This is a genomic window from Pseudomonas sp. SIMBA_041, assembly GCF_046535095.1.
In the GTDB taxonomy this organism is placed as follows: Bacteria; Pseudomonadota; Gammaproteobacteria; order Pseudomonadales; family Pseudomonadaceae; genus Aquipseudomonas; species Aquipseudomonas mucoides.
The window spans coordinates 556,996-583,492 of record NZ_JAWRXJ010000001.1 but is presented as its reverse complement, the minus strand read 5'-3'; the positions used below and the strand labels follow the sequence as shown (position 1 = coordinate 583,492).

Below are 26,497 nucleotides of genomic sequence, written 5' to 3'. Positions count from 1 at the left end.
GAGGAAATAGCAGTTTTTACGAGTCAGGCGACTCCAGGAACCGCGAAGGATACGTCAGGCTTCAGACGCCCGCCAGCAACGTCTATCGCCCCATACAAAGTAGCTCAATCGTCACAATGGGTTGTCCCGGCGCGACGCATTGCATAGGCTTGCGCGATTGTTTACCCGCCTACGTCACGGGTAGCCTCGAGGAGACATAAAATGGGCCTGAATAAACAGTGGATGGAACGCGATCTCGCGGTGTTATGGCATCCCTGCACCCAGATGAAAGATCACGAACAACTGCCGCTGATCCCGATCAAGCGTGGTGAAGGCGTGTGGCTGGAAGACTTCGAAGGCAAGCGCTACCTCGACGCTGTCAGCTCCTGGTGGGTCAACGTGTTTGGCCATGCCAACCCGCGCATCAACCAGCGCATCAAGGACCAGGTCGATCAGCTGGAGCACGTGATCCTCGCCGGTTTCAGCCACCAGCCGGTGATCGAGCTGTCCGAGCGCCTGGTGAAGATGACCCCGGAAGGCTTGACCCGGTGCTTCTACGCCGATAACGGTTCATCCTGCATCGAAGTCGCGCTGAAAATGAGCTTTCACTACTGGCTCAACCGCGGCCAGCCGAACAAGAAGCGCTTTGTCACCCTGACCAACAGCTACCACGGCGAAACCATGGCGGCGATGTCGGTCGGCGACGTGCCGCTGTTCACCGAAACCTACAAGGCCCTGCTGCTGGACACCATCAAGGTGCCGAGCCCGGATTGCTACCTGCGCCCGGATGGCATGAGCTGGGAAGAACATTCGCGCAACATGTTCGCGGCCATGGAACAGACCCTGGCAGAGCATCATGACACTGTCGCGGCAGTCATCGTCGAGCCGCTGATCCAGGGTGCTGGCGGCATGCGCATGTACCACCCGGTGTACCTCAAACTGCTGCGCGATGCCTGCGACCGTTATGGCGTGCACCTTATCCACGACGAAATCGCCGTCGGCTTCGGCCGCACCGGCACGATGTTCGCCTGCGAACAGGCCGGCATCCGCCCGGACTTCCTCTGCCTGTCCAAGGCCCTGACCGGCGGTTACCTGCCGCTGGCGGCTTGTGTGACGACCGAAGACGTCTACAGCGCCTTCTACGACGACTACCCGACCCTGCGCGCCTTCCTGCATTCGCACAGCTACACCGGCAACCCGCTGGCGTGCGCGGCGGCATTGGCAACACTGGATATCTTCGAAGAAGACAACGTCATCGAGAACAACAAGGCCCTGGCCGAGCGCATGGCGTCCTCTACTGCGCACCTGGCTGACCATCCGAACGTCTCGGAAGTACGCCAGACCGGCATGGTGCTGGCCATCGAGATGGTCAAGGACAAGGCCAGCAAGGAAGCCTATCCGTGGCAGGAACGTCGCGGCTTGAAGGTGTTCCAGCACGCACTGGACCGGGGTGCTTTACTTCGTCCGTTGGGCAGCGTGGTGTATTTCCTGCCGCCGTACGTGATCACGCCGGAGCAGATCGACTTTCTGGCCGAAGTGGCCAGCGAAGGGATCGACATCGCGACGCGTAACAGCGTCAGCGTGGCGGTGCCGAAGGACTTCCACCCCGGTTTCCGTGATCCGGGCTAGCACTGCTCGTCCCCACGCTCTGCGTGGGAATGCAGCCGGGGACGCTCCGCGTCCCAAAAGCGGACGCGGAGCGTCCGATGAGGCATTCCCACGCAGAGCGTGGGAACGATCAAATTAAAGAGAACCCGCATGAGACTGTCCCGCTTCTTTATCGACGCCCCCCTGAGCACCGGCGAACACGAGTTGCCCGAAGCCCAGGCCCATTACATCAGCCGCGTGCTGCGCATGGCCGAGGGCGATGCGTTGCAGCTGTTCGACGGCTCGGGCCACGAGTTTCGCGCCACGCTGGTGGAGGTTGGGAAGAAGCGCGTCGTGGTGCAGATCGATGAAAGCTTTGCCGGGCAAGTCGAGTCGCCGCTGGCGATCCATCTCGGTCAGGGCCTGTCCCGTGGCGAGCGCATGGATTGGGCGATTCAGAAAGCCACCGAACTGGGCGTCACCGAAATCACCCCGATCTTCAGCGACCGCTGCGAAGTTCGCCTCAAGGACGAGCGCGCCGACAAACGCCTGATGCATTGGCGCCAAGTGGCGATCAGCGCCTGTGAACAATGCGGGCGTTCGCGGGTACCGGTGATTCATCCGCCGCTGCTATTGGCGGATTGGTTGAAGCAGACTGAAGCCGAGCTGAAGTTGGTGCTGCACCCGGTGGCCGAGCCGTTGGTCAGTCACGCCAAACCTTCAAGCCTGGCATTCCTGATCGGCCCGGAAGGCGGGCTCTGCGACGCTGAAGTCGAGCAGGCCAAAGCCGCCGGTTTCCACGCCGCCCGCCTCGGCCCGCGCGTGCTGCGCACAGAGACTGCGCCGGTGGTGGCGTTGGCGGTTGCCCAGCAATTATGGGGTGACTTCTAGGGCCCTTTCGCGAGCAGGCTCGCTCCCACAGGAAATGCATTCCAAGGTGGGAGCGAGCCTGCTCGCGAATGGCCGCGACACAGTCTAGCGACCGATCTGGCGGCTACTGAACCGGATCGCTCACCGGGTGGGCGATGATGGCCTTGAGTTCGCTGGTCATCGGGAACTCAAGGTTCAACCCTTTCGGCGGGATCGGCTGTTCAAACCAGCGCTGGTAGATGCCGTTGATCTCGCCCGAGCTGTACAGATCGGCCAACGCGCCATTCACCAGGGCAAGGAATTGCGGATCATCCTTGCGCACCATGCAGCTGTAGATTTCCCGCGATTGCTCCTCCCCGACCACCACCCATTTATGCGGGTCATGCGCCTTGGCGCGTTCGCCATAGAGCAGTGCGTCATCCATGTAGAACGCCGCCGCCCGACCTGACTGCAGCATCTGGAACGCTTCGCCGTGGTCCTTGGCGCTGATCACGAACATGTCGATCTTGTTGTCGACGTTGTAGCTCTTCAGAAAGCGTTCGTTGGTGGTGCCGGCGGTGGTCACCACGTTCTTGCCACGCAGATCGGCGAAGCTCTTGATCCCGCTGTCCCTGGCGGTCAGCAACTGGCCTTTGACGTAGATGAAGCCGTAGGAAAACGCCACTTGCTTCTGTCGTTCGGCGGTTACTCCAGTGGAGCCGCATTCGAGGTCGACGGTGCCGTTCTGCACCAGTGGAATCCGCGTCTGCGAGGTCACCAGGGTGTATTTCACTTTCAGCTCAGGCAGCTTCAATTGCTGACGGATGCGCTCGACTATCTTGCTCGCCAGATCCACGGAATAACCCATCGGCTGACCCGTGTGATCACCCACGTAGGAAAACGGCACCGACGCATCGCGGTAGCCCAGCGTGATGCTCTTGGCATTGGCAACCTTGTCCAGTGTGCCGGTCAGCGGCGCTTCGTTGGCGTGAACCTGACCGCCCAGTAACAGCCCGAGGGTGCAGCCGAGCAACGTGATTTTTTGCATTGTTATTCTCCGTTGTGGGTATTGGGTCCTGATGGGTTCAGATGCGGGCGGCGGTGACGGTGATTTCCACCAGCACCTGCGGCCGCGCCAGATCGGCCTGCACCGTGGTGCGGCTCGGCGCTTGCCCCGGTGACAGCCAGGCTGACCAGACTTCATTCATTGCCGCGAAATCGGCATTGATGTCTTTCAGATAAATCGTCGCGCTGAGCACATGATCTTTGTCGCTGCCGGCCTCGGCCAGCAGAGCGTCGATTTTCGCCAGCACTTCCCGGGTCTGACCACCCGCATCCAGGGCATCGCCCGGCACCTGACCGGAGAGAAACACCAGATCGCCGAAGGTCACGGCGCCTGACAGGCGTGGGTTGCTGTGAAAACGTTTAATGGTCATGACGGGGTCCTTTTCCAAGAGGGAAATTCAAGCGTCAGGGTGGCTGAAACCCAGCAGGTCAATGGACGTCTGGCGCTGACTGATCAACTCACTGAGCAACTGGCCACTGCCACAGGCCAGGGTAAAACCCAGCGCACCATGACCGAGGTTCAGCCACAGATTGCGGTAGGCCGTAGCGCCCAGCAGCGGCACACCGCTGGGGGTCGCCGGACGCATGCCGGCCCACTCCACGGCGGCGTCGTAATCGCCGGCATTCGGAAACGTGTCGCGGGCCTGGCGCTTGATCAGGTTCAAGCGTTCTGGATCGACGGCCGGGTCAAAGCCGACAATGTCGACCATCGCCGCCACGCGCAATTGCTCGCCGATGCGCGCGTACACGATCTTGCGGTCGTAGTCGGTGATGCTCAGCTCAGGCGCCCGGTGTTCGACACCAATCGGCAGCGTCAGGCTGTAACCCTTCAGGGGATAGAGCGGCAGCCGCAGACGGGGCAGCGCCAGCAACGGACTGCGATGGCCGGCGGCGATCACCAGTTGCTCGACGGGCAATGCCTCTGCGCCCAACTCAATGCCGGTGACCGTGCCATTGCTGTGTTGAATCGCGGTTACCGCGTGGCCGAGGCGAAATTCACAACGGCCGGACGCCTTCAGTCGCGCCACCAGTTGCTGGCAAAAACCATGACAATCGCCGACCTCTTCGTCCGGCGTATAGATCGCGCCGACAAAAGGCGCACCCGCCAGCGCTGGTTCCAGCCGCATGCACTCGGCGGCAGACAACACCTGCTGTTGCTGCGGATCGGCCAGGCCTTGGCGCGCTTTCCCGAAGCTGGCCGGGTTGCGGAAGGTCACCAGTTTGCCGTTGCGCCGCCATTGGAAATCGTTCAGCCCATCGACTTCGCGCCAGGCTTTCAGTGTGCTCTGGCTGAACAGCGCCAGGCGCAGCAGGTGCGCGGCGTTTTCACGGTTGACCGAGCGGCGGCACGCGGCGAGGAACGACGCCATCCAGCGCCATTGCACCGGATCGAGACGCGGACGCAGCTTCAACGGCGAGTCGCCGCGCAACATCCAGCCAATGGCCTGCAACGGCACACCGGCGTCCGCCAGTGGCGCCACGTAGCGATAGGACAACTGGCCGCCGTTGGCGAAACTGGTTTCGCTGCCCAGCGAATTCCGGGCCTCGACCACCGTCACCTCAATGCCGTCGCGCACCAGCGCATACGCCGTTGCCAGGCCAATCACGCCACCGCCGATGATGCACACACGCTGAACCATGTCCGTCCCTAAAACCGTTGTGAAGGCGAGGCCGAGGTTAGAGCCAGGTGACAGGCGGCGAACAATGAATAAAGATGCCGAACCCATAAACAAAGGTTATGGACTTGCCATGCGTCTTCGTCATATCGAGATATTCCAGGCCATTCGCCAGACCGGTTCGATCAGTGCGGCCGCGCAATTGCTCCACGTCTCCCAGCCGGCGGTGACCAAGGTGTTACAGCACGCCGAACAGCAATTGGGTTTTCCATTGTTCCTGCGAGTGCGCGGCAAATTGCAGGCAACGCCGGAAGCGCTGGAACTGGAGCGTGAAGTCGACAAGGTCACCGAAAGCCTGCAAGGGGTGCGGCGCCTGGCCCAGAGCTTGCGCCGCGAGCCCGGCCATAGCCTGCGCATTGGCGCCACTCCGGCGCTAGCCCTGTCATTGCTGCCGCCGGCCATTCACGAGTGGACCGAGCGCTACCCGGACATCGCTTGCGAACTGTCCAGCGCCCATAGCCGCGAACTGGTGCAGAACCTGCTGATGCGTGAAGTGGATGTCGCCCTGACCCTGCAACGCCCGGATCATCCTGGGCTCAAGGCCCAGGCGCTGGCGTCCGGCGTGCTGGTGGCGCTGGCGCCCACCGGTTACTGGTCGGCGGCAGAGGTCGGCACACCGTTGCCGTTGATGGCGCTGGCAGATGCCCCGCTGATTGGTTTGTCCAGCGCCGACCCGTTGGCCGCCCGACTCGACAGTTACCTCGAAGCGGTGGAGCCTCCGCCTCGGGTGCGCATCGCGGTGCAGACCTATTCACTGGCCCGGGCGATGGTGGAATCCGGCGCTGGGCTGGCGGTGATCGACCCGTTCACGGCCCTCGGTGCCTCCCCCGCCGCGACGGCGATTCGCCCGTTGACCCCGCCCCTGCCCATCACGCTGTACGCGGTAACCCGCGCCACCGAACCGCCGCCCCACACGTTGAATGACTTGTTGCAGGTGTTCAGTCGCAGGGCCCAGGAACAACTGGATCGCTTGATCCCTGCGCAACCTTAAATGTAGGAGTGAGCCCGCTCACTCCTACAGGGGATTGGGGTGGTTTAAAGGACGTAGAAGAAAATTGCGACGAAGTGCAGCAAGCTCCCGGCAATCACGAACAAATGCCAGATTCCGTGGGCATGGCGCAGCCGATGATCGAGGGCGAAAAAGATAATCCCCACGGTGTACAAAATCCCGCCCGCCGCCAGCCACGCAAACCCCGCAGTGCCCAACGCCGCCAGTAGCGGTTTGACCGCGACCAGCACGATCCAGCCCATCACCGCGTAAATCACAATCGACAGAATCCGCGCTTCCGAACGCGGCTTGATCTCTTGCAGGATGCCGATCAGTGCCAGTCCCCAGACAATCCCGAACAGCGTCCAGCCCCACGGCCCGCGCAGGGTCACCAGGCAGAACGGCGTGTAGCTGCCGGCAATCAGCAGATAGATCGAAAAGTGATCCACCTTCTGCATGATCGCTTTCTTGCGCCCGCGCACGCTGTGGTAAACGGTCGAGGCGCTGTACAACACCATCAAGGTGAAACCGTAAATCGCTACGCTGACGATCTTCCATGGGCTGCCGTCCATGCTGGCGATCACCAGCATCCACACCACCCCGACCATTGCCGCCACCGCCCCGACCAAATGCGTCCAGGCGTTCAATCGTTCCCCGTGATACATGCGTCGCTCACCTCAACATTCGTTGCAACATCGCGCAAGACTACCTCAGTGACCTTTTGATCTAAAAAAAAACGCAGCCTCGTTTCACTCGGCGGCTGCTACAAAAGGTCGCATGCGTGCACAATCGAGCCATTCGAATAAGAGTCCGGGCCATGCTGATCGACGAAGAATTGACCCTGAAAAAACTCGAGGTGTTCCTGGCCTTCATGCGCACCGGCAACCTGGCCCGCGCCGCCGCCGAGTTGCAGACCAGCAACGTCAGCGTGCACCGCGCCATCCACTCCCTGGAAAGCGCCTTGCGTTGCCCGTTGTTCAAACATGAGGGCCGCAACCTCACACCGCTGGAGAGCGCTTACGTACTTGAAGAACGGGCGCAGAAGCTGATTCAGGACGTGGTCGAAACCGTGCGTCTGACCCGCGAAGCCGCCGGTTTTTCTGCGGAACGCTTCAAGCTGGGCTCACTGTATTCACTGACGGTGAAGACCGTGCCGCAGTTGATCATGGGCCTGAAGATCCGCCGCAGCGAACTCAATATCGATTTGATCCTCGGTTCCAATTTCGACTTGCTGTACAAGCTGAAGAACATGGAAGTCGACGCGATCCTGGTGTCGCTGGACGAGAGCGTCAACGACCCGGACTGCGAGCAGATCCCGCTGTTTTCCGACGACATCTTTCTTGCGACGCCAGCGGATTCGAAGTTTGCCCAACGCACGGAGGTCGACCTGGCTGAAGTGCGCGACGAGACGTTCATTACCCTGACCCAAGGCTTTGCCACGCACCAGGACGGTAATCGGGTGTTCAAGCAGGCGGGGTTCGAGCCGAAGGTGGCGATGCAAGTCAACGACATCTTCACCCTGCTGAGCATGGTCAGCTCAGGGGTGGGTTATGCCTTACTGCCAGGAAGGATTGCGGCGGTGTATGAGAACCGGGTGAAGCTGATTCCGTTGCAGGAGCGCTATCGGTTGCAGCAGCACATTGGCGTGGTGTTCCTGAAGGCCAAAGAGCGTGATCCGAATTTGCTGGCGCTGCTGGCTGAGTGCCGGATGTACGCCAATCGCCAGGCTTAAGACCGCGTCGCCTGCATCGCGGGCAAGCCACGCTCCCACAGGAACTGCGCTGTCCCTGTGGGAGCGTGGCTTGCCCGCGATGACGTCGGTACAGTCAGCCAGGATCCCGCGGTCTAGCCCACAATCCCGCGAACAATGAAGTACAGCAGCGAAGGCCCCAGCAAGCACCCAAGCCCGGTGTGAAACGTCGCCGTCAACGCGCCATAAGGCACCAATCGCCGATCCGTCGCCGCCAGCCCGGCAGTCACGCCGCTGACCGTCCCGGCCAACCCGCCGAACACCATCGCCGAACGCGGGTTATCCAGGCCCATCCAGCGCGCCGCCATTGGCGTGCCGACCATCACCAGAATCGCCTTGATCAACCCGGTGGCAATCGACAGCGCCACCACATCGGAACTGGCACCAATCGCCGCCCCGGTCACCGGCCCGACGATGTACGTCACCGCGCCCGCGCCAATCGTGGTCATGCTGATCGCATCGCGGTAACCAAACGCCCAGGCCATGCTCGCGCCGACAATGAACGGCAGGATCGTGCCCAGCAGCAACGCGATCACGCCAATCAGCCCGGCCTTTTTCGCTTCCGTGGCTTGCACTTCGAATGCCGTGGCAACGATGGCAAAGTCCCGCAGCATCGCGCCGCCCATCAAACCGATGCCCGAGAATAATGTCAGGTCCGCCAGGCCTTTCTGCCCGCCAGTCATGGTGCCGCCGACCCAGGCCAATACCAGGCCAATGACGATGGCAATCGCCGAGCCGTGAATCCGCCCGTAGGTCAGGCGCTTGGACAACACCACCGACACCCACATGATCACGCCAACGAACGCGAACGCGGTGACCAGGCCATTAGCGGTCAAGCCTTTATCAATGAGTTCCCACATATCAGCGACCTCCTACCGGTGTGCCGACCGGGGTGACTTCCACCGGTTCATCGGGCAAGGGTTCGCCTTTGTGGGTCCGGCTGATCAAGGCAATCGTGCAGCCGCAGATCACCACTGAACCAATCGCCGCGAGCACCGCCACCGGGCCGCCGTGCAGTGCGGTGACGACGTTCTGTTGCGCGGCCATTGCGACCACCACCGGAATGTACATGGCGCCCCAGAAGCCGACGCCCATCTCGCAATCCTTGGTCATGCCGCCGCGTTTTTGCATCCACAACCGCGCGCAAATCAGCAGGATCATCGCGATCCCGACCCCGCCGACGTTGGATTTGACGCCCAGCAACACGCCAAGCGCATCGCCCATGATCACCCCTGCCAGCGTACAGATCGCCAACAGCGCCACACCGTAAATAATCATTGTTGTAGTCCTCAAAGTGCATCGTCGAATGTTGTTTTTGTTGTTCGAAGGCCTGAGTCCGGGTCTAGAGTTGGCGGCTTCCCTCCTCACGCAACAGCGCCTGCAAGGTGTCGAGCCGCGCACCGTCGAATGCAATCACGGTGCCCTGCTCGAATACCCGGCGCGCCAGCCCGGTCAACACCGCACCGGGCGGCAGTTCAATCTGAAGTCTTACGCCGCGCTCATAAGCGCTTTGCACCGTGCCGCGCCAGTCAACGATGCGGCACATGTTGAACGCGAGGTCATCGCGCAAGGCGTCGGCATTGATGATGAGGCGGGCGCGGCTGCCGCTCAGGTAACCCAAAGTCGGCGTTTTCAGTGACACCTTGGCGAATGCTTCCGCCAGAATTTTTGCCGGACCCTCCAGCAACGGGCAGTGCGAAGGCACGCTGACCGCCAGCCGTTTGGCCAAGCCTGCACCGTGACCTTTCGCCATCGCCGCCACCGCTTTCATGGCCTCGTCGCTGCCGGCAATCACCACCTGGTTATCGGCGTTGATGTTGGCCAGGTAAACCGGCGCATCGAGGCTGTGGACCTGCGCCAACAAACTTTCCACTGTGGACAACTCCAGACCGATGATCGCGGTCATGCCGTAGCCCTGTGGATAAGCCTGCTGCATCAACTCACCGCGCAGGCTGACCAGATGCAGCGCATCGCTAAAGCTCAAGGCACCGGCGACCACCGCCGCCGGGTAAGCGCCGATGGACAATCCGGCCACGTAATCCGGCGCCAGGGTTAATTGACGAGAAGCCGCGACTCCGGCGATCAACAGGCAAAGCTGAACCGCACGAGTCGACTTCAACGCCTCTGCCGAATCGAGCCGTAAAACGTCTTCACCCAGCACTTCACTCGCCTCGTTCAGCGTTTCGCGAGGCAAACGCTGGAGCATGCCCGGCTGCTGCGCGCCCTGGCCCGGAAACACCAACAGACTGCTCACGCAGCTTGCTCCTGTGGGTTCCAAGGATCGATCACCAGACAGGCTTCACGGGCATTTTTCAGCAACACACGACGAGCCGAACCGGCCCATTCGCGCAGGGCCACAGCGCCGAACGGTGTCTGCAACTGCATGTCCACCAAGCATTCGGCAGCCTCCAGAATCTTCACCAGATCCTGCGCTTGAGAACGGCCCAGCGCATGCGGGGTACGCAGGATCAAGTCGAGATCACTGCTCTCGTGCAACGCTGCAAACCCGCTGGCCAATTCAAACCCGGCACTGCCGCTGACACCCCACACCCAACCACAGTCATCGAGTAGCGGCCGCAGTTGATTGAGGGCACGCACGGCCGGCAAATTCCGACCAATCGAGACTTGGCAAAGGTCTTCCGGCTTGACCCGACGCTGAATGCCATCGACCGGCATCACCGTCGCAAAACGCTGTTCACGCAAACATCCACGCACACCAACCGCGACCAGACCCGGCGCACTCACCGCACGCCGAACCACCACGGGCTGGCCCGCGCTCAAGGATTCGGTCACCCACGCAGGCGCGTCCGCAGGCAACAGCTCCGGGGTCATGCCCCAGAGCAGATCGTGGGCCATAAACGTATTCACCACTGCGCTCTCAGCAGTTGGCGAACCTTGCTCGAGGCGGCACGGTTGCTCGCACCCAAGCGGCTGCTCAGGTCGCGACCGTTGGCCGCCACATCGCCAATCGCCTGATTCAGGCATTCAGTCACCCGCGTCAGATCGGCCGCCGTCGGCTGTTCAATCTGTTCCACCGACAGGGTTTCCCACAGCAAACCGAGGCTGGCGTAGCTGTCGATGTCATAGGCCATCGGCGGCACGCTGGCGGCCAACGCCTCAAGTTCTTCAACACTGCGCAAGGTCACCCGCGCCGCCGACGCCTTGCCCATCGCATGCACCATCACTCCCGGATCACGCAGGGCAATCAGCCGATTGGCCTGATACCCGTGGGCCAGAAACGCGCCGGACATCGCCTTGCCCACCAGCAAACCAATCACCGCGTGGCCCGCCAACCGGGCGCGGGCATAACTGTCCGCCGCGCCGGCCAATGCCTGATGGATGCCGAGGGCTTCTTCGCGTCGACCATAGGCCTGGCTCGGCACATCGACGAGGGCGATCACGGCGCGCTTGTGCGGTTTATCCACATCCGCGGCGATCACTTCATCCACCGCCTTGGCCAACCCCCAACCTTCCAGCAAACCGACTTCACCGTTGCGCGCACGGACAAAACGGTTGCCTGGATCCGCCACCACCGCGATAAAACGGACAGGCTGATCACCCAGCACGCCATCGGCCACCTTCAATGATGCCGGCAAGCCTTCGACCGGTTTCGCCCCGGCGCTCAACGCGTTGAACCAGTTCAAACCTCTCAGCGAATAGCTGTTCATGAGCGCGCTCCTTGATACAGATCACGAACCGTCGCCGCTTCGATTTGCGGCGCGGCGTCCAGACGGGCCAGCCGTTGCAGGTACAGATCGGCCTGGCGACTGCGTTGGTGCGCTGGCAAACCTTGCTGCAGCAATTCACTGACTTTTTGTTGAATCTGCGCCACATCATCGGCGGCATAACGATCCACCAGACCGCTGGCAAAACGCTGCTCGCCACCGGTCAGGCTCCAGATGAAAGGACGGTCACGGGAGTCGTATTCCTCAAGCCCGGCTTCCTGTTCGATGACTTGCGGGCCGTTCAGGCCCAGACGCGCTTCCTGGGTGACCACTAAATAACTGCACAACCCAGCCGCAATCGACATCCCGCCAAAGCAGCCGACGCTGCCGGCCACCACACCAATCACCGGCTGGTATTGGCGCAGGTCGACAATCGCTGCGTGAATATCGGCAATCGCCGCCAACCCGAGGTTGGCTTCCTGCAAGCGTACGCCGCCGGTTTCCAACAGCAGCACGGCGCGGGTCGGAATGCCGTTGCGGTTGTCTTCGGCGGCCAGTTCCAGCGCGCCCGCCATCTTCGCCCCGCCGACTTCACCAAGGCTGCCGCCCTGGAAGGCCCCTTCGATGGCCGCGATCACCACCGGCAAACCACCGAGGCTGCCCTTGGCGATCACCACGCCGTCATCGGCTTGCGGCACCACGCCCTGGCGCTCAAGCCATGGCGACATGATGCGTTGAAACGGGTCGAGCAATTCGCGGAAGGTGCCGGGGTCGAGCAAGGCTTTCGCGCGTTGCCGGGCACCGAGTTCGATGAAGCTGTGTTTGTGGAGGAGTTCTGCGTTATCAGTCATGACCGATCTCCTCAAAGCCTTGTTCCAGACGCAAGCGCACCACGCCCGGTGTCGCGCCGAAATCGTGGATGGCGATGTCCATCGCCGGCGGTGTCTGACCGTCGAACATCCGCGAGAACAAATGCTGCCAGCGCTGCTGCGCGCCATTGACCGAGGTCTGTACGTTGATGGTCAGCTTGCCGGCCTGACCCGGTTCGATCAGCACTTCCAGATCGCCCGAGCCGACACAACCCACCAGCGTGCGACCGCGTGGCGGCTGCCCGGCGGGGAATTCAAAGGATAAGGTTTCCATCAGAAAGCTCCGGACTCGAGGCGGTCGATAAACAGGCAGGCGGCGAGCAAGTCGGCGGCGCCGCCGGGCGAGGCATTCAACGCGATTAATTGTTCATCCAACTCATGCAAACGGCGGCGACCGGCAAGGCTGGCGCTGCCGCCCACGTCGAGCACGGCTTGTGCGCCGAGTTGCATGGTCTGCAGGCCTGCTTCGCCAGCGCGGTAGAGCACGCAGGTGTCGGCCAGTCGGGTCATGATCGCCAGCAAGGCATCGAGCCGGGCGTTCTGTTCACCGTGGCCGGCGGCGCGGCTGTGTTTGAGTTGCGGCAATGCCCGTTGCACCACTGAAGGAAAACCCAGCTGCGCTTCTTCACGGGCACCACGGGCGCCGAAACGCTGGGCGACTTGGGCGCCGTGGCTGAAAGGTCGTGGTGCATAACGGTCGTCGAGCAACGCCAGGCGTGCGGCGCGCAGCGTGATGGAACCGGCGGCGCTGGACTCGGGCTCAAGCGCGGCAGCCGTGACCAACAGGCCCAAGGCCCAGATCGCCCCGCGATGGGTATTCACCCCTTCCGTGGTAGCGAGCATCGCTTGCTCCCCTTCCCGGCCAATCCGCCCCACCGCTTCGCGCAGCGGCAAGCCGATTTCGCCAAGCTCGATAGCGGCCTCGGCCATTTCCTTGAACGCAGACCAGAGTGACAACGCCGAAGCGTGCATCAGCCCCAGGTGCAAGTCGGTGTGCGCGCCGTTGCCGCGGCGGTCGACCAGTGCCGGTTTCGGCGACAGGTCGGCTTCGTCGATCAGCGCGTCCACCGCCCAATCGGCCAGCCGTTCCGCGAGGGTCAGGGTTTTCGGTTGCAGGTTGAGTGCGTGCATTACCAGCTCCTGAACTTGGCGGGCGGGTTGTAGAGGCCACCGGACCACTCGACCAGATCGGCCACGCTTTTCGCGGCGAGCAGTTCGCGGGTGGCGTCGGTGCGGCGAATGCCGAGGTCTTCGGGCAAGGCAATCAGACCTTCGCGGCGCATGCGTGCGGTGTCTTTCGGGTTGTGGCGCAGGCCGATGGCGGTCACCCCGGCGACGGCGGCGATCATCGCCTGGCGTTCTTCCAGCGAACGCGCCTTGTACAAATAGGCGATGCCTTCTTCGGTCAGCAGGTGGGTGACGTCGTCGCCGTAGACCATGATCGGCGCCAACGGCATGCCGCTTTTCTTCGCCACATCAATCGCGTCGAGGGTTTCGACGAAGGTCGGTTTGCCGCCCTCCTGGAAGGTCTCGACCATTTGCACCACGAGTTTTTTGCCGCGCTCGAGCATCGGTTCGGCCACGTCGGTGTGGCGCATGTCGAGCCAGGCGGGCGTGCCGTGACGGCGACCGCGCGGGTCGTGGCCCATGTTCGGCGCACCGCCAAAACCGGCGAGGCGTCCGCGGGTCACGGTGGAGGAATGACCGTCGCCATCGACTTGCAGGGTCGCGCCGATGAACAGGTCCACCGCGTATTGCCCGGCGAGCTGGCTGAACATCCGGTTGGAACGCAGCGAGCCGTCTCGCCCGGTGAAGAACACGTCCGGCCGTGCGGCAATATAGTTTTCCATGCCCAGTTCGGTGCCGAAGCAATGCACGCTTTCGACCCAGCCGCTTTCGATGGCCGGGATCAAGGTCGGGTGCGGATTGAGCGTCCAGTTGCGGCAGATCTTGCCTTTGAGGCCGAGGGATTCGCCGTAGGTCGGCAAGATCAATTCGATGGCGGCGGTGTTGAAACCGATGCCGTGATTGAGCGACTGCACGTTGTGTTTTTCGTAGATGCCACGGATCGCCATCATCGCCATCAGGATGTGCACAGGCTTGATGTGCCGTGGGTCGCGGGTGAACAGCGGTTCGATGTAGAACGGCTTGTCGGCCACCACCACGAAATCGACCCACGAGGCGGGGATGTCGACGCGGGGCAAGTCACTGACATCGTCGACCAACTGGTTGACCTGAACGATGACGATGCCATCGCTGAACGCCGCCGGTTCGATCAATGCAGGGGTGTCTTCGGTGCTCGGCCCGGTGTAAATGTTGCCGGCGCGGTCGGCCATGAAACCGGCCGAGAGCACCACGTTGGGAATCAGGTCGACCACCAGCCGCGCATAGAGCTCGATGTAGGTGTGGATTGCGCCGATTTCCAGCAAACCGTCTTCCAGCAACTGGCTGATGCGCAGGCTTTGCGTACCCGCGAAGGAGAAGTCGAGCTTACGGGCGATGCCGCGTTCGAACAGGTCCAGATGCTCGGCGCGGCCGACACTGGGCATGATCATGTGCAAGTCGTGGAGCTTGGCGGGATCGGCCTTGACCAGGGAGCGGGAGAGGAAATCCGCCTGCTTCTGGTTATTGCCCTCCAGCACCACACGGTCGCCGGGCAGGATCAAGGCTTCCAGCGCCGCGACGATGTTGTCGGTGGGCAGCACCACACCGTCGGCGAGATCCTTGACCAACGCCAGACGCCGCTGCTTTTCGCTGCGCCGCCGCGTCCATCGCGAGTCGGGGGATATTGTTGTTGTCATGACCACTCCACGGGTTCGCTGTCGTGGGAGTCACCTTAGGAGTGTTGGGTCGGCGGCATCAATCAAGCACAGAGACGGATCGTTACGCTTGGAGTAATGGTTGACTGGGCTGACGTCATCGCGGGCAAGCCCGCTCCCACAGTGTCCGTGCTGAGCCCACTGTCTGAGGCATCCACACTACCTGTGGGAGCGGGCTTGCCCGCGATGAGGCCCTAACAATCACCGCAATGTTCAATGCCAGAGTGCAATGTTCGATCAGTCCCAAAAAAGGACCGATCGGTCCCTTTTTGGGACTCTCCAACTTTCGCCGGCCGATCGGGTTTTTTGTCATGAACGATCAATCTTTGCCGGTCGATTGGAGGTTTGTGTTTAAAAGTTTGTCCGCTGGAAGGGTGCGAGGCTACACGGTGTGACGTCGCCACCTACAGCAATGCCGGAAGCCGCTGACTGGTGGGGTTTTGTGTTGAGCTTTATCGTTTGTGGGTCGCTGACAATTCAGCGACCGGGGCTGGAAACCCCATGAGTACGGGGCGCAAAAGCGTCCTTCATAACGTATGCTTGCGCACCTTCAAAGTGTGCATTCCGTTATGGCGGCTGTGCGCGGAAGACCTTAGGGTCTGCCGGGCCGTACCCCGGGTTTCCAACCGCGTACAGCTGCCACCATTCGCTTGGAAACCGAATGGGTCAGCTTCACCCCTGTACGGAGCTTCACTATGTTCAAAGCCACTCCCAATCCCCCGGAAACCGATACCGGTTCCGACGCATCCGTCGAAGCCGAAAAGCGCAAGGAAGCCGACGACCGCGCCTTCGCCCATTACTTCCCCCCCGCTCACGAAAAACCGGCCAAACGCCGCAAACACCACTTATTCACCGTTTCCCCCGATATCGACACCGAAGCCTTGCTGGCCAATGCCTCTGAAGATTTGCTGTCGATCAGCGCCATTGCGGCCGATCTGGCGGACGATGTGGAAGGTTCACGCCGTTCGGTAGCCCTGGCGCTCAGTCGAATGGCGGATGGTGTGCAGTTGTTGGTGGAGCGGGCGCTGGATCACCATGAGGAATCGCAGCTGAAGGTTCAGGCCGGGGTTTAACAGTCGGGGCTGCAGTGAATTGAAGGCCGCCATCGCGGGCAAGCCCGCTCCCACAAGGTCCGTGCTGAGCCCGCTATCCGAGGCAATCACAATACCTGTGGGAGCGGGCTTGCCCGCGATGAGGCCAGCACAAATAACGCAAATCCAGGATCAATTGATCAACCCTGCACTCACAAGCAACTCCTCCAGCGCCAGCAAGTCCGGCACCTTGGCCACTTGCTCCCCCACCTGCACCGCCGCCTGTTCCAGCGGACACAACGGCACATCCACATAGCTCAACTGGCTGTCGAGTTTGTAGGAGCGTGGAATCCCCTGCACCAGCAGCGCGATGAATTTCAGCTCCGGTCGTCCACCGAGGGCATTGAGAATCACGATCCGCGCCCGCTCGCCGATGACGATTTTCTGGCCGCACGCTGACTCAAAACTCAGCAACGGAATCTGCCGGTCCCGCCACTTCACCAAGCCCAGATACCACGGCGGTGTATCGAGGTCGAACGCCCCCGGTTGATAGTCGATCAGCTCCGCCACCGCGACATTGGGCACGATCAGGTTGCGGTCGGCCAAGGGCAGCAACAGGCCCGTGAGGTTGCTGGCGCGATGCTCAAGCATGGGATTTGCTCCACAGGGCGATGCTTTCGAGCAGCACCGATTCCTGGTACGGCTTGCCGAGGTAGTCGTTGACGCCGATGGCCATCGCGCGGTCGCGGTGTTTCTGGCCCGTGCGTGAGGTGATCATGATGATCGGCAGGTGCTGCAAACGCTCGTCTGCGCGCACCTGGGTCGCGACTTCGAAGCCGTCCATGCGCGGCATTTCGATGTCCAGCAGCATCACGTCCGGCATGTGTTCTGCGAGCAGCAACATGGCGTCGACTCCGTCCTTGGCGGTCAGCACGTTCATGCCGTGGCGTTCGAGCAAACGACTGGTGACCTTGCGCACGGTCACCGAGTCATCGACCACCAGCACCAGCAAGGGCTTGTGTGGCTCGACTTCGGTGTCCTGGGTCTGTACCTGTTGCGGCGCAGGCACCTGCATGGCGCGGATCGGCGCCAGCAAATCAAGAATCAGCACCACCCGGCCATCGCCCAGAATCGTCGCCCCGGACAATCCCTGCACCGCGGCGAACTGCGGGCCGAGGCTTTTCACCACGATCTCGCGGGTACCGGCCATGGAGTCGACTTGAACTGCAATGTGCCGCTCGTTGCATTGCACCAGCAACACCGGCAACGGCAGGCTTTGGCCCAACAGTTTCGGGCGGGTGCTGGTTTTCAGCAGCTCGCCCAGGTAGCACAGTTCGTAATCCTGCCCGGCGTATTTGTACCGCGGAGGATCGAGGCGGTAATGCCCTTCCAGCTCGTTGGGCAGCACGCGGACGATGCCGTCGATGGTGTTCAACGGGATCGCGTATTGATCATCAAAACACTGCACCATCAGCGCGCGGTTGACCGACACGGTGAACGGCAGGCGAATGCGAAAATGCACGCCCTGCCCCGGCACCGAGTCGATGACCATCGTGCCGCCGAGCTGGCGAACTTCTTCATGAACCACGTCCATACCCACGCCACGTCCGGAAATCTGGGTGATCTTCTCGGCCGTGGAGAACCCCGGTTGCAGGATGAACTGCAACACGTCGCGGTCGCTGATCTCAGCGTCCGCAGCCAGCAAACCGCGCTTGATTGCCTTGCGCCGCACCGCGTCCAGCGGCACGCCGGCACCGTCGTCGCGGATGTCGAAAATCATGTCGCCGCCCTCCCGGGACAGATCGAGGGTGATCCGTCCCTTGGCCGGTTTGCCGGCAGCGATGCGCACCTCGGCCGATTCCAGCCCATGGTCCACGGCGTTGCGCAGCATGTGCTCCAGCGGCGGTGCCATGCGCTCGAGGACGTTACGGTCCATCTCGCCTTCGGCGTTGCCGACAATGAATTCCACGTCCTTGCCCAACTCGCTGGAGACCTGGCGAACGATGCGTTTCAAGCGCGGCAGCATCCGTTCGAACGGCACCATGCGCGTACGCATCAGGCCTTCTTGCAACTCGGTATTGATGCGGCCCTGCTGTTGCAACAGGTTCTCCGCATCCTGGTTGCGCCGGTCGAGGGTTTCCTTGAGGTCGAGCAAGTCAGAGGCCGACTCGAACAGCGCCCGCGACAGTTGCTGCAATTGCGAGTGGCGGTCCATTTCCAGCGGGTCGAATTCTTCGTAGCCCAGGCGTTCGGCGTCGACTTGCTGGCGGCTGAGAATCCGCCCCTGGGTTTCGGTATCGAGCCGGCGCAATTGGTCGCGCATCCGCTCGATGGTGGTTTCCATCTCGCTCAGGGTGACCCGAGCATCGTTGACCTGTTGTTCGATACGGCCGCGGAAGATCGAGGTTTCACCGGCCAGATTGACCAGGTCGTCGAGCAGCTCCGCCGAGACCTTGACCATGTCGGCGCCCGCGTCGGCTTGCAGCGCGGGCGCCTCGGGCTTGGCGACAACAGGCGTTACAGCGGCCGGCTGAAGCACGGCCGGATGGCTGAAATTCTTGATCGCATCGATCAGTCGGTCGGCCGGCGGCAATGGCTGGTCGGCGCGGGTCGCATCGAGCATCTGCGCCAAGCGGTCGTGACTGCTTTGCAACAAGGTGAACAACGCCGCGCTCGGTTGCAGGGTGCCCGCCGAGAGGCTTTCGTAGAGAAATTCCAGCTCATGGGCCAGATCGCCAATCGGGGCGATTTCGACCATGCGTGCACCGCCCTTGAGCGTGTGCAGATCACGCAGCAGGGTTTCTACTTCCTGCCGGTTCGACGGTTCGGCTTGCCAGCGCACAAGCGCAGCGCCGGAGTTTTCGATGATGTCGAAACCTTCCTCAAGGAAGATTTCCAGCAACTCTGGATCATGCCCCGGCGAATCCTTGGCTGGCGCTGGCGCTGGCTCCGGCACTTCGGCGGTGTTCGTATTGCCCTGACGAAACGCGCGAATCGCCTCGATCAGCTCGCCCGGGTTGCCCAGCGATTGCTGATTCTGCAACTGCTCCAGCAGCACCGCGAGCCGGTCATGGCTCTTTTGCAGTAACTGCGCCAGGGTTTCGCTGTAGGTGTAACGGCGGTCCACCAAGCCTTCGTACAGGCTTTCCAATTCATGTGCGAGGTCGCCGACCGGCTCGACTTCAGCCATCCGCGCCCCGCCCTTGAGCGTGTGCAAATCGCGCTGCAAGGACGACAGCGGCGCGGCGTTGTCCGGGTCACTCAACCAGCGTTGCAGGGCCTGGCCGGCGCTTTCGAGAATATCCACGGCTTCTTCGAGGAAGATCGAAACGATTTCATCGTCCAGATCCACCTGGGTTGCGGCCTGCTCCAGTTCGGCGGTGGCGCTGCTCAGTTCCCGAATGCTCAGGGTCCGGCTGCCATCACTGCGGATCAGGCCCATGGAGGACGGATCCAGACTTTCATCGAGCAACCCGCGCAAGGCCCGGATGCGTTCCGGCTGCGGGCTGACCTCCTGGCCGGCGGCCAGTTCGTCGAGCATGTTGATCAGCGCTTCGTGAGCACTTTGCGCCTCATGGAAAAACCGTTCGCTGACCGCCAGGCTGCTCTCTTCCACTGCGCCGTACAGGTCGAGCAAGGCTTCGCAGAGCGCGTCCACCGGATGCAAGTCGGCGAGGTGCGCGCCTTCGCCGAGGGTGGTCAGTTCATCAAGCAGCGCGGTCAGTTCCTGACGTTCGCCGGGGTGCTGCTGCCAGCGCTGCAACAGGCTTTCGGCGTCCAGCAGGATGTCCATGCCCTGGGCCAGGAAGTTGTTGATCAACTGCGGATCACGCTTGGTTCGCAGCGCGGTATTGGGTGTGCTCAGCAGAGATTGCAGACGTTCGGCGAGCAACGACTGGGTGCGTTCGATCAATGAGCGGGCACCGCGAATCCCGGCCAGCGGATCGGTCTTGAGCTGGCGCAAGCCGAGCCGAAACAGCCCTTCGGCTTCCAGCAACAGCTCAACTTCGTCGAGGTCCAGCGCAATCAGGTGCGCCTTGTATTCGCGAGCCAGTTGATCCAGCGGCGTCGCCAGTTCGGCAATCGGCAACACACCGGCCATCGAGGCGCTGCCCTTGAGCGTGTGCAAGGCGCGCTGCAACTCATCGCTGGCCTGCAGCGGCACATGCTCGGCGGCCTGATCGAGAAAGCGGTTGAGGCTGGCCAGATGGGTTTCGGCTTCTTTGCGGAAGATCTCCAGCAACAGCGGATCGAGGGCCGCGACGTCCTGCGTGTCTTCATCGCTGGCCGGCGCATCGCCCTTGGCGAGGGCGTGCGCTCGCACCGCCAATTGGTCGACATCGTTGCGTTGCCGCTGGGTATTTCCGGCGAACTCGGCCACCAGCTCCGGCAGTAAATTCAGTACATCGGTGAGCAGTTGTTGCACGGCGGCACCTGGCGCGACACTGTCTTCCAGCACGCGGTTGAGCAGGTTTTCCACCGCCCATGCCAGCTCGCCCAAGACCAGCGCCCGAACCATCCGGCCACTGCCTTTCAACGTGTGAAAGGCGCGGCGCAGCTCACTCAGGGCAGGCTTGTCGTCGGGGTTGGCGGCCCAGCGCGGCAAGAATTCCTGGAGGATATCGAGGACCTCATCGGTCTCTTCGAGAAAGACTTCGCGCAGCTCATCGTCGACCGGCTCTTCACCGACGGGGGGCGGTAACAGGCTGCCTGGCGTGGTCAGGGCCGGCGGATTGACCGAAGACACGGGACTGGCCAGCACATCGGCCAGCGACTGCACGGTCTCGGGGTCATCGAGCCCCTGCTGGTCCTGCATGACCTGCGCTTCACTTGGGCTGAGCACCTCATCGAGCATCGGCACGTGCGTTTCGCTGGGGAAAAACCCGAGCGATGCCAGGCTTTTTTCGGCGACATCGAGGAGCTTTTCGCCCGGGGATTCGGGGTCGTCACTCAGGCGTTCCAGGTAATACTCGATGCTGGAAATCACGTCGGCGAGGCTGTCCAGTTCCTGCCAACCGGGCTGGTCCGGCTCCAGCAGCAGATGCTCGCGGATAAAGTGATTGCAGGTTTCGATCAGGCTCGCCGCCCGGCTCAACGGGATCATCGCCAACGCGCCGCGCACCTGCGTCAGCAAGGCCGGCAATGCCTGCAGATGCTGACGATCCCAGTCGGCGTCGATGTAGTCGACGATCATGTCCTTGGCTTCTTGCAGGCAGATGCGCGCTTCGCGGATGACGATCTGGTGAATCTGCGTCAGGTCGGTGGTCGGCAGGCGGCTTTCTTCCCGGCTCTCGGGCTCCACGGTGCCGACCATGCCGGCCAGGGTGGCTTCGACATAGAGCAAGGCGCCCGCAACGTCCATGAGGATCGCGTCGTTGGGTTCGCGCTGGCCCTGAACCAGGCTCAGCACCACTGCCAGCTGATCGATGATGACTTTGCGCGGCTGACCAAACCCCAGCACCGCCAGGGTGTCGGCGATCTGCCGCAGCGGCGCCAGCAGGCTGTCGAGGTCCGAGGTGTGCTGGCGGTCGCTGCGCACGAACAGGTCGAGGCGCTCCTTGACCCGCACCAGTTCTTCGCAAAGCGCAGCCAGCACCGAACGCATGGCATCGCGGTCGGGGCCGGCCAGCCGTGCCCGTTCTTCATCGACCATCGCGCTGTCGGGCAACGCATCGTCCAGTGAGTAGCGATCTTTCATGGTCAGCATCTGCCCGGTGGGATGGTCGGCCTTGGCAATGTAGAACAGCAAACTCTTGAGCAGCTCCGGCGGTGCCGGTTGATTGATGCCGTGGAAGCCTTGCTCCAGCAGACGCTTGAGCTCATGGTCGGCTTCCTTGAACAGGCTGCGCAACGCCGGACTGTTGGCGATCACACCGGTGCGCATGCCTTCGACCAGCGCCGAGGCGACTTGCCACAGCGGGCTCAGGGGCGCCCCTGCGCACAGCCCTTCGAGGCGCGAAAAAACCCTCGCCAGATAATCGAGGTGGGTCTGGTCATCCTGTTCGCGCAGCAACCCGACCAGCGCCACCTGCAGCATCTGCCGTAATTTACGCAACACGTTGGCGAAGTCCGCGGGTTCCAGCCGTGTCAGTGAAGCTTCGTCCAACGGCGGCAGATCCGCCAGTTGCGGGCTGAACAGGCTGGTTTCCGAGAGCAGGGTTTCACCTCGGGCACTGCGCAAATCGTTGAGCAGTGGCAACACCACCAAGGGCAAGTCCCGGCGCGCACTTTGCACCCGGTCGAGGTAAATCGGCAGTTGCCCGAGGGCTTGCAGCAACAGGTGCAGCGCCTCGTCACGATGGCTGACGCGGTCCTGCTGCAAGGCGCTGGTCAACTGTTCCATCTCTTCGGAGAGTAACGCTGCGCCGTAGAATTCGACCATCTGCAAACTGCCGTGAACCTGATGGATATACGCCAGGCAATCGTTCAAGGCGTACAACGCCTGTGGGTCATCAAGCAGGGTTTCGATGGCTTGATGAGCCAGCTTCAGCGTTTCGGCAATCTCGCCTTTGACCCACTCAAGGGCCACATAGTCGTGCCGATCACCCATAACCACTCCAGTCCCTACGCCAATCAAAAATCATACGCCTGTGGACGGTTCACGCTTTGTCTGCCGCCTGCGCCTTGGCGGCCGGCAAGGTGAAGCCGGACACCGAACGCCGCAGCTGACTGGCCATTTTCGCCAGGTTGCCGATGCTCTCGGCGGTGGCGGTGGAGCCGGACGAGGTCTGCGAGGTGATCTGTTGAATCACGTTCATCGTCAGGGAAATCTGCCCGGCCGAAGAGGTTTGTTGCTGCGCCGCGTTGGAAATACTCTGGATCAACGCGGCGAGGGTCTTCGATACCCCTTCGATTTCTTCCAGGGCCACACCGGCATCCTGCGCCAGCCGCGCGCCACGCACCACTTCGGTGGTGGTCTGCTCCATGGAAATCACCGCTTCGTTGGTGTCCGTCTGGATCGCCCGCACCAGGGTTTCAATTTGTCGGGTGGCGGCCGACGAGCGCTCGGCCAGGCGCTGCACCTCATCGGCGACCACCGCAAAACCACGCCCGGCGTCCCCGGCCATCGACGCCTGAATCGCCGCGTTGAGGGCGAGGATGTTGGTCTGGTCGGCAATGTCATCGATCAGGCTGACGATGTCGCCAATTTCCTGGGAAGACTCCCCCAGACGCTTGATGCGTTTGGCGGTGTCCTGAATCTGTTCGCGAATGTTGTCCATGCCGTGGATGGTGTTGTGCACCACCTCGTTGCCCTTGTTGGCAATTTCCACGGAGCGCTCGGCCACCGCCGACGATTCGGCGGCGTTGGCCGAGACCTGATCGATGGACTGGGCCATGTCATTAATAGCCGTGGAGGCTTCGGAAATCTGCTGCGCCTGATGCTCCGAGGCCTGCGCCAGGTGCATGGCGGTGGCCTGGGTTTCCTGCACGGCGGCGGCGACCTGGCCGGCGGTGAGGTTGATGGTCGCCACCAGGTCGCGCAATTGGTCGACGGAATAGTTGATCGAATCGGCGATGGTCCCGGTGAAGTCTTCGGTCACCGAGGCCGTGACGGTCAAGTCGCCGTCGGCCAGGTCTTCGATTTCGTCCAGCAGGCGCATGATCGCGTTCTGGTTGCGTTCGTTCTTCTCGGCGGTTTCCTGAAGCTGGCGGTTGGTTTCGCGAACCATCACCAGGCCGATCAGGATGATCGACGTCAGCGCCAGCAACCCCAGCACGTAGCCGCCGATGGTGTCGGTATTGCGCCCGCCGGCGAGGTTTTCGAAACCGGTGGCCAGGTGCGAGGCTTCGTCGAGCAGGGTTTGCGACAGGGTAAAAATGTTGGAGGCCGACTCGCGGACCTTGAACAGTTCCGGCGAGGTTTCGAGGATTTCATCCACCGAACCGGAGACGAATTCGAACAGTTCGGAGATCTCGGTCAAACGGGCGCGCGCATCGCGGTCCTCGACCTGGCTGATGCGCAGCGCCACGTTGCCCTGAAGCATGCCGTTGAGCACCTGGCCAAAACGCGCGGCGTCGCGACCGAAGGCATCCGCGGCTTGCTGCGAGTTTTCGTCGCCGGACAGCACAGTGTTCACCGCGCCCAAAATGCGCTCGGCCAGCAGCGATTGACGCTGGGCCATCGCTACCTGCGCTGCCGGGGCGCCACGTTGCAAGAGGATCTCGACGACTTTCTCGTACTCGACCTGCAACTGCGGCACGGTTTCGGCCAGGGTTGCGGCGACTTGATGCAGGGACAGCACGGTCTGTTCGCTGGAGAGAATGGCGTCGGTGTTTTTCAGCAGGCGTTCCCAATCGAGCTGCACGGCGCGCATTTCCGGGCGCACGGTGGACGGCGCGGGTGGCAGGCCGGTGGCCGGGTCGCCCTTCTTCAGGTAGCCCCAGCGCTGGGCGAAGTCGTTGCGCGCATCGCTGAGCAGCTTGAACGCCGCCGCTTTGCCGGCGGCGGCTTCGGTTGCATTTTTGGCGATGCGCTGGGACAGCACGCGCAGTTCACCGGCGTGGCCGATGTACTGTTTGTCGTACGTGGCCTGGGTGTTGAGGTAAGCGAAATTGGCGAACAGCAGCATGATGAACACGATCAGCGCGATAAACAGCACGATGATCTGCGAGCGACTGCGCGATCCTTCTGGCTTGCCTGTTTTTGTTTTTATCATCAGTCCTCGCCTGTTAACCAACACCCTTTAATGCTTGCCGAAAACCCTGTAGGAGCAGGGGATGGGGTTTACAGCGCCACATGCATAAAACCTGGCGACTGCGCCAGCGCAAACGGACTGAACACTTGCCAGGCCTGCTCGCGCTGGAACCGGCCTTTGACGAACGCCGACATCGGCCCGCTCGCCTGATCTGCCGGCTCCAGGCTGTCCTGGGCAAAGTGTTGCAAGCCGAAGACTTCGTCGACCAGCAACCCGGCAAACACCTCGTTATGGTCCACCACCAGTACCCGCCGCTGCTTGCGCGGCGCCGAGACTTCGTGGCCAAAGAAACCGCACAAATCCATGACCGGCAGCAATCGCCCACGCAGGTTGGCGACCCCTTTGACCCAGGATTTGACGCCCGGCAACTGAGTGAAACGCGGTTCATGCAGGACTTCGCTGACTTCGCCCATCGGCGCGACGTACCAATCCTCGCCCATGCGAAAACCGATGCCGCTCCAACTGTCCTGGCGGGTCGGTTGCGACGGCAGGTCCGCCGCCAGCAGACGACAGCGCTGGTCGATCTGCAGCAGCAGTTCGAAAGCCGTCAGCGACTCGGTCATGGCCGGACGATCAACCGGCCAGTACGTTGTTGAGGGTTTTGATCAGGGTCTCTTCGTCGACGGGTTTGGTCAGGTAGTCCTTGGCGCCCTGGCGCGTGCCCCAGACCTTGTCGGTTTCCTGATCCTTGGTGGTGATGATAATCACCGGGATGTGCCCTGTGTCCGGGTCTTTGGTCAGCTGGCGGGTCGCCTGGAAACCGTTGAGGCCAGGCATGACGATGTCCATCAGCACGGCGTCAGGTTTTTCCTGACGGGCCAGGGCGACGCCGTCGGCGCCGTTCTCGGCTTTCAACACTTCGTGACCGTGCTTTTCCAGCATGCCGGTCAGTTTGTACATTTCGGTCGGCGAATCATCGACGATCAGAATACGTGCCATGGTCTTCCCCATTCTTGTCGACGCCGGGCCCGCTGGCCGAGCGTCACTGTGCGTGTCCTACTGCGGCAAAACGGCGGCGAAGCCCGGAACATGGGCCTGGATCGCGTTCAGCAGTTCTTCCTTGCTGAAAGGCTTGGTCAAAAACTGGTCGGAGCCGACGATGCGCCCCTTGGCCTTGTCGAACAGCCCGTCCTTGGACGACAGCATAATCACTGGCGTGGACTTGAACGCACTGTTGTTCTTGATTAAAGCGCAGGTCTGATAGCCATCCAGACGCGGCATCATGATGTCGACAAAGATGATGCCGGGATGATTATCGGCAATCTTGGCCAGCGCATCGAAACCGTCGATGGCCGTAATGACTTCACAACCCACATTCTTCAACAGCGTTTCGGCGGTGCGACGAATCGTCTTCGAATCGTCGATCACCATGACCTTCAAGGCGCTGGAATGCTGATCCATAAATGCTCTACCGTCGCCTTTGCGAAACAAATTGTCCGTTTGGTGGCTGGAAACCCTTGATGCTCAAGGGCCAGCACGGCATGGCAGCCTTTTTAGCACAGTCTCCAAATGCAATCTATCGG

At 61.9% G+C, this 26,497-nt stretch carries 24 protein-coding genes; 5 read left to right on the top strand and 19 right to left on the bottom strand.

All coding sequences use genetic code 11. The annotated features are described in order from the left end of the window. Positions 1-201: 201 nt before the first annotated feature. Positions 202-1,608 carry an adenosylmethionine--8-amino-7-oxononanoate transaminase gene (locus SB725_RS02750; RefSeq protein WP_027926595.1) on the top strand — a complete coding sequence of 469 codons (1,407 nt, stop codon included), beginning with the start codon at positions 202-204 and terminating at the stop codon, positions 1,606-1,608. A gap of 129 nt (positions 1,609-1,737) precedes the next feature. Beyond that, a complete protein-coding gene (locus tag SB725_RS02745) occupies positions 1,738-2,457 on the top strand; it encodes a 16S rRNA (uracil(1498)-N(3))-methyltransferase (RefSeq protein ID WP_027926594.1) in 720 nt (239 codons plus the stop codon). A 103-nt stretch (positions 2,458-2,560) separates the two neighbouring features. On the opposite strand, the gene SB725_RS02740 is transcribed toward SB725_RS02745, so the two are convergent. Genes SB725_RS02740 through SB725_RS02730 form a run of 3 tightly spaced genes read right to left on the bottom strand, consistent with a single transcriptional unit; the run spans position 2,561 to position 5,120 of the window. After that, complete coding sequence (locus SB725_RS02740; protein ID WP_059182027.1) at positions 2,561-3,463, bottom strand: transporter substrate-binding domain-containing protein; 903 nt, start codon at positions 3,461-3,463, stop codon at positions 2,561-2,563. Positions 3,464-3,500: 37 nt separating this feature from the next. Then, the gene (locus SB725_RS02735; protein ID WP_059182026.1) at positions 3,501-3,851 is read right to left on the bottom strand and encodes a RidA family protein; all 351 of its coding nucleotides are present in this window, start codon (positions 3,849-3,851) and stop codon (positions 3,501-3,503) included. Between the two features lie 27 nt (positions 3,852-3,878). After that, positions 3,879-5,120, bottom strand: a complete 1,242-nt coding sequence (locus SB725_RS02730) for a D-amino acid dehydrogenase (RefSeq protein ID WP_410921234.1) — start codon at positions 5,118-5,120, stop codon at positions 3,879-3,881. A gap of 109 nt (positions 5,121-5,229) precedes the next feature. Here SB725_RS02730 and SB725_RS02725 point away from each other — a divergent pair, with 109 nt between their 5' ends. Beyond that, positions 5,230-6,147 carry a LysR family transcriptional regulator gene (locus SB725_RS02725; RefSeq protein ID WP_027926590.1) on the top strand — a complete coding sequence of 306 codons (918 nt, stop codon included), beginning with the start codon at positions 5,230-5,232 and terminating at the stop codon, positions 6,145-6,147. Between the two features lie 44 nt (positions 6,148-6,191). Here the strand turns inward: SB725_RS02725 and trhA are convergent, their stop codons facing one another. Further along, positions 6,192-6,809, bottom strand: coding sequence for a PAQR family membrane homeostasis protein TrhA (gene trhA / locus SB725_RS02720; RefSeq protein ID WP_027926589.1), 618 nt, complete (start codon positions 6,807-6,809; stop codon positions 6,192-6,194). Positions 6,810-6,961: 152 nt separating this feature from the next. Here trhA and SB725_RS02715 point away from each other — a divergent pair, with 152 nt between their 5' ends. Next, the gene (locus tag SB725_RS02715; RefSeq protein WP_027926588.1) at positions 6,962-7,876 is read left to right on the top strand and encodes a LysR substrate-binding domain-containing protein; all 915 of its coding nucleotides are present in this window, start codon (positions 6,962-6,964) and stop codon (positions 7,874-7,876) included. A 113-nt stretch (positions 7,877-7,989) separates the two neighbouring features. On the opposite strand, the gene madM is transcribed toward SB725_RS02715, so the two are convergent. The 9 genes from madM to mdcA form a co-directional block, all read right to left on the bottom strand. Next, positions 7,990-8,754, bottom strand: a complete 765-nt coding sequence (gene madM, locus SB725_RS02710; RefSeq protein WP_027926587.1) for a malonate transporter subunit MadM — start codon at positions 8,752-8,754, stop codon at positions 7,990-7,992. A gap of 1 nt (position 8,755) precedes the next feature. Continuing rightward, positions 8,756-9,172, bottom strand: coding sequence for a malonate transporter subunit MadL (gene madL, locus SB725_RS02705; RefSeq protein WP_027926586.1), 417 nt, complete (start codon positions 9,170-9,172; stop codon positions 8,756-8,758). Between the two features lie 64 nt (positions 9,173-9,236). Beyond that, a complete protein-coding gene (gene mdcH / locus SB725_RS02700; protein ID WP_194940442.1) occupies positions 9,237-10,148 on the bottom strand; it encodes a malonate decarboxylase subunit epsilon in 912 nt (303 codons plus the stop codon). After that, positions 10,145-10,765 (bottom strand): malonate decarboxylase holo-ACP synthase, encoded by a 621-nt coding sequence (locus SB725_RS02695; RefSeq protein WP_410921232.1) that lies wholly within the window; start codon positions 10,763-10,765, stop codon positions 10,145-10,147. The genes mdcH and SB725_RS02695 overlap by 4 nt, the downstream gene beginning before the upstream one ends. Next, on the bottom strand, positions 10,759-11,562 hold the full coding sequence (mdcE, locus tag SB725_RS02690) for a biotin-independent malonate decarboxylase subunit gamma (RefSeq protein ID WP_410921231.1): 804 nt from the start codon (positions 11,560-11,562) through the stop codon (positions 10,759-10,761). Before mdcE ends, SB725_RS02695 begins: the two co-directional genes overlap by 7 nt. Further along, positions 11,559-12,410 carry a biotin-independent malonate decarboxylase subunit beta gene (locus tag SB725_RS02685; protein ID WP_194940445.1) on the bottom strand — a complete coding sequence of 284 codons (852 nt, stop codon included), beginning with the start codon at positions 12,408-12,410 and terminating at the stop codon, positions 11,559-11,561. Before SB725_RS02685 ends, mdcE begins: the two co-directional genes overlap by 4 nt. Then, positions 12,403-12,702, bottom strand: coding sequence for a malonate decarboxylase subunit delta (locus SB725_RS02680; protein WP_027926581.1), 300 nt, complete (start codon positions 12,700-12,702; stop codon positions 12,403-12,405). Before SB725_RS02680 ends, SB725_RS02685 begins: the two co-directional genes overlap by 8 nt. Next, on the bottom strand, positions 12,702-13,559 hold the full coding sequence (locus SB725_RS02675) for a triphosphoribosyl-dephospho-CoA synthase (protein WP_194940446.1): 858 nt from the start codon (positions 13,557-13,559) through the stop codon (positions 12,702-12,704). The genes SB725_RS02680 and SB725_RS02675 overlap by 1 nt, the downstream gene beginning before the upstream one ends. Then, the gene (gene mdcA, locus SB725_RS02670) at positions 13,559-15,229 is read right to left on the bottom strand and encodes a malonate decarboxylase subunit alpha (protein ID WP_027926579.1); all 1,671 of its coding nucleotides are present in this window, start codon (positions 15,227-15,229) and stop codon (positions 13,559-13,561) included. Before mdcA ends, SB725_RS02675 begins: the two co-directional genes overlap by 1 nt. Positions 15,230-15,942: 713 nt before the next feature. Here mdcA and SB725_RS02665 point away from each other — a divergent pair. Beyond that, on the top strand, positions 15,943-16,320 hold the full coding sequence (locus SB725_RS02665; protein WP_410921230.1) for a DUF6124 family protein: 378 nt from the start codon (positions 15,943-15,945) through the stop codon (positions 16,318-16,320). 150 nt (positions 16,321-16,470) lie between these two features. Here SB725_RS02665 and SB725_RS02660 read toward each other — a convergent pair whose 3' ends face one another. The 6 genes from SB725_RS02660 to pilG form a co-directional block, all read right to left on the bottom strand. Beyond that, positions 16,471-16,929 carry a chemotaxis protein CheW gene (locus SB725_RS02660; RefSeq protein ID WP_027926578.1) on the bottom strand — a complete coding sequence of 153 codons (459 nt, stop codon included), beginning with the start codon at positions 16,927-16,929 and terminating at the stop codon, positions 16,471-16,473. Next, positions 16,922-22,828 (bottom strand): Hpt domain-containing protein, encoded by a 5,907-nt coding sequence (locus SB725_RS02655; protein WP_410921228.1) that lies wholly within the window; start codon positions 22,826-22,828, stop codon positions 16,922-16,924. The genes SB725_RS02660 and SB725_RS02655 overlap by 8 nt, the downstream gene beginning before the upstream one ends. A 49-nt stretch (positions 22,829-22,877) precedes the next feature. Next, positions 22,878-24,935, bottom strand: a complete 2,058-nt coding sequence (locus SB725_RS02650; RefSeq protein WP_027926576.1) for a methyl-accepting chemotaxis protein — start codon at positions 24,933-24,935, stop codon at positions 22,878-22,880. A gap of 68 nt (positions 24,936-25,003) precedes the next feature. After that, the gene (locus SB725_RS02645) at positions 25,004-25,537 is read right to left on the bottom strand and encodes a chemotaxis protein CheW (RefSeq protein WP_027926575.1); all 534 of its coding nucleotides are present in this window, start codon (positions 25,535-25,537) and stop codon (positions 25,004-25,006) included. Positions 25,538-25,547: 10 nt separating this feature from the next. Beyond that, complete coding sequence (gene pilH, locus SB725_RS02640; protein WP_027926574.1) at positions 25,548-25,913, bottom strand: twitching motility response regulator PilH; 366 nt, start codon at positions 25,911-25,913, stop codon at positions 25,548-25,550. Between the two features lie 57 nt (positions 25,914-25,970). Beyond that, positions 25,971-26,375 (bottom strand): twitching motility response regulator PilG, encoded by a 405-nt coding sequence (gene pilG, locus SB725_RS02635; RefSeq protein ID WP_027926573.1) that lies wholly within the window; start codon positions 26,373-26,375, stop codon positions 25,971-25,973. Between the last annotated feature and the right edge of the window lie 122 nt (positions 26,376-26,497).